The organism is uncultured Aquimarina sp. (assembly GCF_947500065.1).
In the GTDB taxonomy this organism is placed as follows: Bacteria; Bacteroidota; Bacteroidia; order Flavobacteriales; family Flavobacteriaceae; genus Aquimarina.
In genome coordinates this window covers 204,451-216,810 of sequence record NZ_CANMQT010000005.1, presented here as the reverse complement: position 1 = coordinate 216,810, position 12,360 = coordinate 204,451, and the positions used below count along the sequence as shown (strand labels likewise).

12 protein-coding genes are annotated in these 12,360 nt (G+C 31.0%); 11 read left to right on the top strand and 1 reads right to left on the bottom strand.

Annotation, left to right across the window (positions count from 1 at the left end):
- Positions 1-31: 31 nt before the first annotated feature.
- From Q0975_RS16290 to Q0975_RS16265, 6 genes are all read left to right on the top strand, one after another.
- On the top strand, positions 32-1,522 hold the full coding sequence (locus tag Q0975_RS16290; RefSeq protein ID WP_299438566.1) for a caspase family protein: 1,491 nt from the start codon (positions 32-34) through the stop codon (positions 1,520-1,522).
- 239 nt (positions 1,523-1,761) lie between these two features.
- Positions 1,762-2,844, top strand: a complete 1,083-nt coding sequence (locus Q0975_RS16285; RefSeq protein WP_299438564.1) for a hypothetical protein — start codon at positions 1,762-1,764, stop codon at positions 2,842-2,844.
- 8 nt (positions 2,845-2,852) lie between these two features.
- Positions 2,853-4,565, top strand: coding sequence for a hypothetical protein (locus tag Q0975_RS16280; protein WP_299438562.1), 1,713 nt, complete (start codon positions 2,853-2,855; stop codon positions 4,563-4,565).
- Between the two features lie 408 nt (positions 4,566-4,973).
- Complete coding sequence (locus Q0975_RS16275; RefSeq protein ID WP_299438560.1) at positions 4,974-5,342, top strand: hypothetical protein; 369 nt, start codon at positions 4,974-4,976, stop codon at positions 5,340-5,342.
- 205 nt (positions 5,343-5,547) lie between these two features.
- The gene (locus Q0975_RS16270; protein ID WP_299438558.1) at positions 5,548-6,000 is read left to right on the top strand and encodes a hypothetical protein; all 453 of its coding nucleotides are present in this window, start codon (positions 5,548-5,550) and stop codon (positions 5,998-6,000) included.
- A gap of 88 nt (positions 6,001-6,088) precedes the next feature.
- Entirely contained in the window at positions 6,089-6,694 is a 606-nt protein-coding gene (locus Q0975_RS16265; RefSeq protein ID WP_299438557.1) for a hypothetical protein, read from the top strand.
- Positions 6,695-7,141: 447 nt separating this feature from the next.
- Here the strand turns inward: Q0975_RS16265 and Q0975_RS16260 are convergent, their stop codons facing one another.
- On the bottom strand, positions 7,142-7,435 hold the full coding sequence (locus Q0975_RS16260) for a GIY-YIG nuclease family protein (RefSeq protein ID WP_299438917.1): 294 nt from the start codon (positions 7,433-7,435) through the stop codon (positions 7,142-7,144).
- Positions 7,436-8,040: 605 nt separating this feature from the next.
- Here Q0975_RS16260 and Q0975_RS16255 point away from each other — a divergent pair.
- The 5 genes from Q0975_RS16255 (at position 8,041) to Q0975_RS16235 (ending at position 12,342) form a co-directional block, all read left to right on the top strand.
- Positions 8,041-9,141, top strand: coding sequence for a helix-turn-helix domain-containing protein (locus tag Q0975_RS16255; protein ID WP_299438555.1), 1,101 nt, complete (start codon positions 8,041-8,043; stop codon positions 9,139-9,141).
- A 95-nt stretch (positions 9,142-9,236) separates the two neighbouring features.
- Complete coding sequence (locus tag Q0975_RS16250; RefSeq protein WP_299438553.1) at positions 9,237-9,800, top strand: porin family protein; 564 nt, start codon at positions 9,237-9,239, stop codon at positions 9,798-9,800.
- A gap of 235 nt (positions 9,801-10,035) precedes the next feature.
- Entirely contained in the window at positions 10,036-10,605 is a 570-nt protein-coding gene (locus Q0975_RS16245) for a hypothetical protein (protein ID WP_299438551.1), read from the top strand.
- 69 nt (positions 10,606-10,674) lie between these two features.
- Positions 10,675-10,941, top strand: coding sequence for a hypothetical protein (locus tag Q0975_RS16240; protein WP_299438549.1), 267 nt, complete (start codon positions 10,675-10,677; stop codon positions 10,939-10,941).
- A 33-nt stretch (positions 10,942-10,974) separates the two neighbouring features.
- Entirely contained in the window at positions 10,975-12,342 is a 1,368-nt protein-coding gene (locus Q0975_RS16235; RefSeq protein ID WP_299438546.1) for a serine hydrolase domain-containing protein, read from the top strand.
- Positions 12,343-12,360 lie beyond the last annotated feature (18 nt).

Below are 12,360 nucleotides of genomic sequence, written 5' to 3'. Positions count from 1 at the left end.
TTAGGCTTAATTATAAAAGAACATCGATAAAATGAAAGGATTAGCATTAATAATTGGGAACGCCAACTATGAAAAGTCTGAAAATAATCTAAAAAATCCGATTAATGATGCAAAAGACTTTGCCGATGTTTTAAACAGACTTGGCTACATTGTTAAATGTGTTACGGACACAAATCAGCAAGATTTGGATTCCGAAATTGACGAATTCGGTAAAAAACTGAACGACTATGATGTTGGACTTTTTTATTTTGCTGGTCACGGAATGCAAATTGATGGAGATAATTTTATGACAGTAACAAACACCAATTTTGATACTGAAGTTTCCGCAAAATATAGCTCAATCACATTAAATAAAGTGCTTGCATATATGGAAAGAGCAAGTAATGAAACAAATATTGTCATTTTAGATGCTTGCAGGGATAATCCATTTGAAAAAAGTTGGGACAGGAGTCTAGCACTTCAAGGACTGGCACCAATGTATGCACCAAAAGGAACTTTGATTGCGTACGCAACATCACCAGGAGAAAGAGCAAAAGATGGTGCTGGAGACAATGGACTTTACACTACTGCTCTGCTCAAACATATCGAAGATAAAAACATAACAGTTGAAGAGTTCTTTAAAAGAGTAAGGAATTCCGTTTACACATTCTCAAATGGAAAACAAACTTCTTGGGAACACACTTCTCTTACTGGAACATTTATTTTCAACTCTGGTCAACTTGTTCAAACTACTAATGCACCATATCCAGATGATGCTATCGCAGATAAAAATTTTGAATTAAGTGATAATAACGCATTAATTGACATCGTAAAAGAATTGAAAACTTCTAATTGGTATGTTCAAAGTCCAGCTATATCGAGAATACCTGAATTAAATGTGAATGATTACAACGATACAGAATTATTTATTTTAGGTAGAAATATTTTACAAACAGCTAATGGAGGAGAAAATGATGCTGGATATTTTATGGAAGATTTAGCAAATAGATTAAATCAGTTCAACAAAGATGGAGAAAATCACGTTTTAAATGGATTACTTTTTGAAACTTACTTCAATTCAGATGGTGTTTTTAGAGGTAAATATATAAAAACTTGGCATTTACCTTCATTAAGTGCTTTAAGTGGAAATGATGTCTTTAGCAAATCTTACGATTTCATCGAAGAACAGTTAGAAATCTTTAGAGAGAATATGCTTTACATACCAAACTCTAAAAACCAAACAGTAAATTTTGATGTTATTTTTGAGAAACAAAAAAAAAATGGAGTTCCTATTTATAGAGTAACTGACATAAAACACGAAATTAAATCTGTTCTATTTAAGGACTCTGAAAACAGTTTTTTCAATTCTGGCGAGGAAATATTTTACGAAACAATGCAGTTTGCAGGTTTAAAAACAAAAATAGCTCAGATAAGTTTAGTTCCAATTAATAAGGTGGTATTAGCTACAAACTTTGATATGGAAATAAACAATTTTTCAAAAGTTGATTTTCCAATTGGATTTAAAGTTGCGAAAAATAACTAAGCCTAACACTATATATAGCAAATTGGGCGATTAGTGTTTAATCCAAAGGTTACTGTCTATTTGCAAAGTCGCCAAATCTTTTGATTTGGTATTAAAGAGAAAAAATTAAAACAAAATAAAAAGATTTGGCTTGTGGTTAAACCGAAATTAATCGCTTATTTTCTGCCCAACTTGCCATATATTTAACGTTATGCGCCAGTTTGAAAGAGAAACCTGCAAAATAAGACAAACAATGAATAATGACTGATAAATCTACTAATGCGGGTGTTGATGCTCAGACAGGATTTGCTTTACAAAGAAATTCTGCATTGTACCTTTTACTTGAGGAGTACCATAACAAATTCAAAGAAAAGAAATATTTCATATGTTTAGAACATCATGATGATTTTCTCTTTTGTTTTCTTAATAAAAATGATGAAGCTGAAATTATTGAGGCATATCAATCAAAAAAAAAGGCACCAAGCTCATGGGAATTAGACATTAATCTAATAACTATCATAAAAAAACTTCTTAAAACAGGTAAATCACTTCTTGACGATAAAATAGTAAAATCTAAAGATTATAAACATGTTTTGTTTTTTTCCACAAATCAAACAATTAATTTGAAAGTTTATGAAAAAAATAAGAAAAAAATAAAGGCTTCAGAATCTATTAAAGCCAATAATACTTTGGTTAAATTCAAAGAACTTGACGACTCTATAAAACAGAAAATCACTGAAGGTGTTGATGACATTGATTTAACAACACAACTAGAACACTTGAAATTTATTTGGCTAGATATAAATAATACTGTTGAGAAACAAGAAAATGAACTCGTAGGTCAAATAGATAAAGTTTTTAATTCACAGATATATAATCCGAGAGCTGCATTAAACACTATAATAAAGCTTTTTAATGATGTTGAATATATTTATAATCAAAAGGACAAAGCAGATTTACTTGATGAAAAAAAACGAATTTCCTCTACGGAAATTGAGGAAACATTTGATTTGTTGACAAGTAAATCTAAATGTTTTGACTATTGGCGTTCACAAAAAAGAGAAGTTTCAAAAGTTCTAAAAATAAAACCTGCAGAACGTGAAACATTTGAGTTTGCTTTTGATACTGCATTTGACTTTTTTAAATCCTATAGTGAGGCTGAGCATAGAAAAATTTTAGAATTTGTTAAATTAAATGTCTCGAATTGTATCACATATTCAGATGAAGAAAACGTAGCTGAATTAGTATCTATGTTTTCAAAAACAGATTCTACACATTTGGGAGAAATAGAATTTAAAGCTATTGTCTTTGCTGCTTTTTATGAAGTCAATTATAAACATTAAAAAATTAAATGAAAACACATATAAAATATAATCGTTTTTTTGCCTATTCAGAAGAGCATAATAAATATTTCCACACTGAGTTTAATGATAATATTAATATTATCTATGGAAAAAACACATCAGGTAAAAGTACTTTAATACAAGCAATCAACTACACATTTGGCATCAATGATGAAAACCATAAACTAAGTGAAGTTCTTTCTGAAAATGTTATTTTTAGACTTGATTTTCAAATAAAAAAAATATCAATAGAAAATATTACAATTATACGTGATACTGATTTCATTTTCATAATCCGAAAAGGAATTCCTATTAAAAAATTTTTAGGTATAAATGGAAATAAGTCAGAAGAACATAAGCAATTAAAAAAATATCTTGCGGAATTATTCGGTTTTAACTTATTTCTTGAAAGTAAAGGAGATTATAAACTTGGTTCTATAGAATCAATGTTTTTACCATATTATGTTGCTCAGGATTATGGCTGGGTATTAACACTTAAATCCTTCAGAGGATTGGATTATTTTCGAAATTTCAAATTTGATTACTATGATTATTATTTAGGTATTAATAATAAGTATGATAGAGAGGAAAAACAAAGACTTGAAGCTGAAAAACAAAGACTTGAAAATGATATAAAATTTCTATACAAAACGGAAAAAGGAAAAGACGAATTACACCTATCTAAACTTAAAGATGAAGCTTTTTTAAATAAGTCTGCTGAATATATAGAGCAGTATAAAAATGAAAAAAACACTTTAATTCAAAACGAAAAAGAATATTTAGTATTATGTAATAAAATTAAACTTTTAGAAGAACACCGTAAAGTACTTCTAGCGGTAAATAGAAATATCAGCGAAGAAAAGCCACTTAAAGACAGTTGTCCTACATGTAAACAATCTCTGCCTAACTCTATCGAAAAAGTATATGAGTATTATCAAGATGTTGATGATACTAAAGAACAGCTTAAAACTAATAAAAAAGAAATAAGTAAAAAGACTGGGCTCCTAAATTCATTGAAAAAAGACATTAATGAATTAAGAACTCTGATTAATGAAAAATATTCGATTTTAAAAGATTATCAAATTGACAACTTAAGCGTAAGTACATGGCTAGATAATAAAGTTAATGTAAGTCTATCAAATAAAATAATAAGTCAAATCGGTGAAATCGAAATAGAATTAAGAGGGATAATTGAAGAATTAGCAAAATTTAAAACTAATGAAGAGATAAAGAGTGAACGTAATAAAATTGAGATTAGTTTTTCTAACCTTTTCCGTTCGAATTTAAAAGAACTTAAAGTGAAAATATTTAAAGATGATTACAGTCTTTATAATAATAAATTATTTCCACAACAAGGTGTTGAATTATTAAAGACTTTGTTGGCTTATTATTTTTCATTTAATACTATTATTAAAAGAACTGCATATGTCCACAGATTGCCATTCGTAATGGACGCAATATTTAAGGAAGATGTCGACGAAGACAATAAAAAATTAATTCTTGACTTTATTTACAAACATTATCCTAAAGACACACAGCTTATTTTTTCTCTTGCTGAATCAAAAGAGAATAAGAAAACAGCTATTAACTATAACAAAGAACACTTTAGTTCTACTGGCAAGTTAATTAAAATAAACACGCTTGAGAAAAGAGCTTTTCTTTCTGATTTTAAGAAAGAGTTTGAACAAATTAAAAAAGAAACTCTGGAATTAATAGAATAAAAAGCGAGCGCATAACAATGTATCCAGCTCTGCGAAGTTTGTAACTCCCAGCTCTCCGAAGAGTGAACAAAAAAGGAAAGTGCTGTGCGAATGTCTGTGACTTCGCACCATAAACAGTATGTAATCAAAGAAAAAACAAAACCCCCGCTACCGCTAGTCTGTGACTAGTGGCGACTATGAATGGGAGTAAGAGTAAGAATATATATAACAGCCATAAATTTTTGTATATTATAATTGTTTTTTATGTTGTCTAACATAGGTTTGTGGTGCACACTAGTTGCAAACTAGCGGCAGCGGGTGCACACTAATTCTAAACTATCTACAACGGGTATTGATAAATAAATTCAAAAACACAATAACATTTTACTCTGCTACGACACATATATTAAACCTTAGATGTAATTATATATGAGATACGAACCAATAATTAAAAAGATTGAAAGTAAGTTAGAATCATCTGTCCATTTTACTGATTATGATTTTGGTGGAAGAGATGGTGAAAAATGCCCGCGACCTCATAAAACTGAATGGTTAACCGAACAATTCTCCATTTTGATGAATCAATTAAAAGATTTTCTCAATAATAATCCTGATCAAAATCAACTCAGTGAGTTTTTATTAAGTGAAATAAAAAATATAAATTCTTCTTTATTTTTAAAGGAAGAATTTGAACTTTTAATTTGGAAATATATGGAAATCCCGTTCTTTTTACTGGACAACAGAACAGTGCATAATTATTTTGAAAAAAATAAAAACCTATTAAAATATTATAGCTAATAAAGGCTAATCAAAAGGCTAGCACGAGCGTCTCGCTCGTGCCGTCAATGGTTTGTGGTGCACACTGGTTGTAAACTAGTTGCTGCGAGGGAGTTGTAGTATGATTCGTTTATAATTGCTTATAATTACTTACAAACGGTATTATGTGTAATAGTAACTATATTTGTATGTTGTAAGCAATTTTCTCAACATATTAAATGCAAAAATGAAACTAAGGACTGAACTAGAGCCAAATATTGAAAGAGCAGAGGAATTATTTACAGAGATTTTATCTCTTATCTCAAAATTTGATAGTGCTTTTGACCAGGGTGATGAGGACTTAATGGATACTACTGTTAATCAATTGAATGAATTAACTGGTAAGTCAATTTCCAAAGATGATTTATATGAATATTGGGGATATACTAGTATTGAGGATTTAGCATTTGATATTTCCTTACCATCGCCTCAAAAAGTGGAGAATATTACCAATGATGAAGTTATAGAGATTAAGAGACGAATAGAAACTATTTTTGAGCAAAGTGAAGATTACTTTAAAAAGTTATCTCCATTTCTAATTAAACAAGGAGCTACCTTAGTTGAGGGGCTTGACAATTATTATAACGAACTCCTAGACAAAAACATCCCAACACCACCCGACAAAGTGATTTACCTTTAGATATAACCATAAAAAAACTTACAACAACATATAAACGGCATTAAAACGACCGCTTATACCGAACGTTATATAGTATTCGAATTAAATAATGAAAATAATAGTTAATAAGCTTTTTATATACCTAGCACTCTTTTTGATTATAATATCTCTTAGTAATTGTGCATCTTTTTCATACCAATATCAAAACCCAGTATTTTTAACTCCTTCTTTTCTGACTTCAGAAAATATAAAAGAGTTAAATGGGGAATACAGTATCATAGCAAGATCGAAAGACTCTATTATGAACAATCATTACCCTAGTTATAATAATTTTTTTCAAATTTTGGATCGAGATCGAGATAATAAAAAAGACACCCTGAATAAGAATAATTTAAGTAATTTTTCTTTTAAAATAAATGTTATTAATGATGGGGAAATTAAATTTGAATATTTAACTAATAATAAAAAATTTAACGAACGAATAATTAAATATGAGCTGAGAGAAGGGTATTTATATTTAAAAAATAAAAACACAATGATTGGCGGAATTCCTTATATATTTGGTGGAATAGAAGTTAATAAAGTAAGATTAACTAGGGATTTAAAGGATAATTTGGTTGCTGAAATAGCACATCATAACTCAGGAGCCATATTATTAGTTTTTGGAGATGCTAAAGACAATCATTATCAATGCTATTATCATAAAATAAAATGAATACTATATAACACGATACCCCCCAGATTTCTATTAGTTTGTAATTAGTGGCGACTTCGAGTAAGAATATATAACAGCCATAAATTTTTGTATATTATAATTGTTTTTTATGTTGTCTAACATAGGTTTGTGATGCACACTAGTTGTAGTGACAGATTCAGATCCAGTTTTTAGTACGTCCGTCAGATCGAGTGTTTTTCTGAAGTGTTCTCTCGACTAAGCCTGTCTTGAGCCTGTCGAAAGGCTCGAGATGACAGAAGAAAAATGTATCGAGATCATTTTGTTTGTCACCTATTGGCTTTTCGTTTTGTACTGCATCTCGATACAATTCCGATTATCATCGGAATCACTCGACGTGACGGTAGTGGCATCGATCTAATTTCAACACGTCCGTCAGATCGAGTGTTTTTCTGGAATGTAATGCAAGAAAAATGTATCGAGATCATTTTATTGTTGAAATTTCTTTTTGGCTAAATTAGGTAACTTGTCATACGCTCCATTAATCAAAGCTTCTTTTTTAGCCCTTGACCATTTCTTAATTTGTTTTTCAGTATCAATTGCTAACTGAATATCGGTGAATTCAGAACTATAGACTAATTCCATAGGTCTCCTGTTATAAGTATAGCAATCTATATAAAAACCAGACTGATGCTGGAATAATCGTTTACTAAGATTTGAAGTTACACCAGTATAATAGGAGTCATCCGCGCATTTCAAAATATAGACGTGAGATAATTTCATATTATAAATATAGACTTTTGGTTTGTTACTATTGTCTTGTATTGCATCTCGATACATTTTTTGCGCCGCTATCGCTATACAAAAATCACTCGATGAGACGATGAAGGTTCAGATCCAGTTTTTAGTACATCCGTTAGATCGAGTGTTTTTCTGAAATGTTCTCTCGACGAAGCCTGTCTTGAGCCTGTCGAAAGGCTCGAGATGACAGAAGAAAAATGTATCGAGATCATTTTGTTTGTCACCTATTGGCTTTTCGTCTTGTACTGCGTCTCGATAGTTCTGCTGAGCTTGTCGAAGTACAATTCCGATTACCATCGGAATCACTCGACGTGACGGTATTGGTATCGAGATCATTTGTTTGTCTCACCGTACCGCTAGTCTCCGCCCGAGCTCGTAAGTAAACATAGAAAAGAGTAGTAAATCTTGTTTACGCATGGTTATTTTTTAACCCTTAATCCAAAGTCTCTTGGCTTACTTCTTTCTACAAATTTTGCAACAAGCGGTACAACAATACAGTTACTTATAAAATAATTGAACAAAGTGAAGATGAGTTCATGGTAAAAAACTCATATTAAAAAACTGTTTGCACTTAATTTTCTAACAAATTGAATGAAACCATATTAAATTTGGTAGTTATTACCAGTGGAGTTTTAGGATGTTTCTTATGTCTATCATTGGTAACAACGTCTTTTTATAAGAGTCGTGCAAACAACTATCTATCGCTATCCCTGTTTTTACTAATAAACCTAACCTTTTTAGGCAGTTGGTCTGATAAAGAAAATCCCATTTTAGATTTTTTAGGTCTTATCATGCTAGAGTATCTGGTTGCTGTCACTTTATTTACATACTTTCTCATCCAAATCGAGCATACGTATCTAAAAGAAAAGTGGTTTAAGTGGTTGTACGTTCCATTCATTATTTCTGTTATTATAGAAATTATTCTTCATCTAGATACTGTTTTTCACCTGTACGATTCAGATTTTGCTCTTGTTGTAGACTATATTAAGCTGTCTACGGTGTTTAGTTACAATTTGTTTTTAATCTTTTGGAGTAGGCATTTAGTAAAAAAATCCAACACGATCTCAAAAGAGAAAAAACGCTGGTTACTACGATTAAACTTTTTCATGATCAGTATTATCGTCTGTTGGCTTTTGGCTAATATAGAGATCGGTGTTTTTGAGTCAGAATATAGTGCAAATCTCTTGAGAATTCTACTATCTATTTTGTCTTGGTGGATATTGTATTATGGCGTGTTCAAACTGCAAGTAATTGTTCAAAAGGATGAAATACATAAGTATTTAGCTTCTAAAAAAACGAGTAGCACTCAGACCAAAAGAATAATCAATGAAACCACGATTTCTAAAATTGTTACCCAGCTATATGCATTAATGGAAGAGGAGGAACTATTTAAAGATCCTTTTTTAAGCAGATCAGATTTAGCCATTAGATTGGAAACAAATGAAAGCTACTTATCACAGATTATAAATCAGGAAACTAATAAAAGTGTTGTTCAGTTTGTAAATGAATACCGAGTGAAAGCGGCTCAAAATTTATTACATAATCCAGTATTTAATAAATATTCTGTAGAAGCTATTGGGATGGAAGTTGGTTTCACCTCTAAAAGTGCTTTCTACAAAACATTCAATGCTAGTTTGGGAATGTCTCCAGGAGCCTATAGAAAGCTTAAAAAACGTCCTGATTCGTAAAAATCCTTTGTTTTAGTACTTCACCAAGCTCAAAATTAGCTCTTTGCGTTCTTTTGACATCTACTTTTACATGAATAAATCAAAAAACATAGTTTATGAAAAAAGTAGTATTAATAACTGTGATAACAGTTTTGGGATTATCAAATGTTAATGCACAAGATTTTAACTTAGGAGTAAAAGGAGGTCTTAATTTCGCAACACTTACAGGAGGGAACAATTCTGAAATCGGCTGGACAACAGATTTTAATCTGGGAGTTATGGCTGAAATTAAAATTTCAGACAAATTCTCTTTGCAACCAGAATTAATGTATTCCGGACAAGGATTTGGTTCAAGTGTGGAATCTGAGGGTATTATAGCACTCAACTATCTAAATGTTCCATTAATATCAAAATATTATGTGACCAAAGGATTGAGTATAGAAGCAGGACCTCAAGTGGGTTTTTTACTTTCTACTAAAGGAGGTACCCAAGATTATAAAGATCGTTTTAAAACAACAGATTTTGGAGTGAATTTTGGTTTAGGTTATAAATTTGATAACGGGATCAATTTTAGTGTACGATATAATCTTGGGCTAACTAACATTAATAATACAGATGGTATTTCAGGTAAAAGCAAAAATGGAGTATTTCAGGTATCAATTGGTTATTTCATTTTCTGAAACTTGATAACATCATACACGATTAAGAAAAATCCAAGTTAGTTGACTTGGATTTTTTTATCTGACATAAAGATCCTGTAAACTCAGAAAAGTAGTGGTTACACATGTGGGTAGGTTTATAAAACGTCCTAATTCGTAAAACTGTTTTATTTCAGTACTTCTTCAACCTCAATAATAGCTTTTGGTGCTGTTTTGAAATTTACATTCGCAGTAGTAAATCAAAAAACATACATACATGAAAAGAATATCCAACAAAATGACAAGTCTTAATTATTATCGTTCCATTTCAAAATTAATGTTAATTATATTTTCCTCAATCTGTTTATCCTCTTGTTCTAATGATGACGAGAATGCGAACCCTCCTGTAACTATTACTGAAATATCGCAAGACATTAAAAATTTAATTTATTTCAGAGGAGACGAAAAAGCCTCTACAGTTCTCATTAATGCGCAAGCAGGTCCTAGTACAGAACTTGCTGAAGATATAGTGGATTTTATTGTTGGAACCTTTAATACTACAGATATTTTAACGGTAAATGTACACCAGGCACAAACATTGGATCCTAGCATATTAGAAGGCGATGATATAACATTAAATCAAGCGGTAAATTTTAATAATGAAACTGTAGAAACACTTTCTCAGGTTATTAATTATTTTAAAGATCAGGGTAGAACAGTTTATGTTGTAGGACTTTCATATGGCGCATTTGTAACACAAGAACTTATTGCAAAAGAAGGAATAGAAGTGGCAGATAAATATTTAATTATGACAGGCAGATTGGATATTAATGACATTTTTTGGTAAGGATTAGCTGAAGGGCGATTTGGTTTTTTTGAAAATGGCGTTACGCCCATAGTAAATTCAGATCCAGAGATGGATGCATTTGCAAGAAATGAAGCTAGATTGTTCGCTGGGATCATAATGAATAGATATACAGAGCGCTTTAATTCTATTGAGAGCTTATCCAATGTAACGTACATTTATGGAACAACAGACGAGGCTGTGGGTAGTCTTACAGCCGAAGAAGTTACTTTTTTACAATCGAAAAATGCAACGATACTTTCTGGAAGTGGAGGTCATGATGAACCTTTTGAGGGATTTATAAAGCAGGGTTTTAGTGAGGCATTTGGAATAGAATAACGAATGCTAATAATACTTATAAAATTTAAAAAGATGAAAAAAGTAAACACAATGGTATTACTTCTAATGCTGTCATTTTCATTGATGAGTTTTAGTTGTACAACTAATAATAAACCAAAAGCTATATATGTAGATGTTGTTAATACGTTAAAACAATATGTTGGTGAGTATGAGTATGAAGCTGAGGGAATTATAATAAATATTTACACAAAAAAGAAAGAAAATGATACGAAGCTCTATTTGAACTCACTCGGAGAAGGAGAAAGTGAATTAATTGCAATTGGAGAACACAAATTTTCTTTTAAAACAGAAGAAGAAGTTAAGGTAGAATTTAGGAAGGCAGAAAATGGCGTTTTTAATGAATTGATGCTAATACAACCCGATGAAACATTTAAAGCGGTTCGTTTGGGAATTGATGATTTAACTACCATTGATGAGAAACTTAAGGAGAGAGACTTTTCAGGAGTTATTTTAGTTGTTCAAAATGACAGTATTCTATTTAACAAGGCATATGGTAGAAAAAATAGTCAAGAAAATGGAATGATTGACTTAAATACTGTTTTTGATATTTGTTCTATTACGAAACAGTTTACGAGTGCAGGAATACTAAAATTATCAATGCAAAATAAGCTGGCTGTTACTGATAAATTATCAAAATACTTTGATGCTGTTCCAGATGACAAAAAAAATATAACCATTCATCAGCTGCTTACACATTCTTCTGGTTTAACAGCGGGGATAGGAGGCGATTATGATACCATTACAGAAGCAGCATTTCTAAACCAAGTATTTAGTAGTGAACTGATAAGTCCAGTTGGGACAGCATTTAATTATTCTAATATGGGATATAGTTTACTTGGTTTAATAATTGAAAAGGCTAGCGGAATGGATTATGAAGCCTTTTTAAATCTAGAAATTTTTAAACCTTCCAAAATGAATCATACGGGTTATATAATTCCAGATTGGAAAAATAACGAAGTTGCCAACGGTTTTTTGGAGGGTACTGAAGCTAAAAAACCAAATGAAGAGAATTGGAGTGAACAAGGTCCGTACCTCAATCTCAAAGGAAATGGAGGTATTCTAACAAGGGCAAGTGACTTATTACTATGGAGTCAAGCGATACGAGACCATACAGTGCTTGATGAAGCAACGACATCTAAATATTTGTATCCTCATTTTGAATATAATGGTGGAAATGCACACTATGGGTATGGTTGGGGAATTGCAAATAACGATTTAGAGAATAAGTTAGTTCGCCACGCTGGTGCGAGTGATTTGTTTGCTTCAGACATGTGGATGTATCCTAATAAAGGGATTACAATAATTGTACTTAGTAATACGCTCGACCTATATACCTTGTCAATTGCAAAAAGAATATCAAACTTTTTACTAGCAGAATAAGGTACTCCATCTGAATGT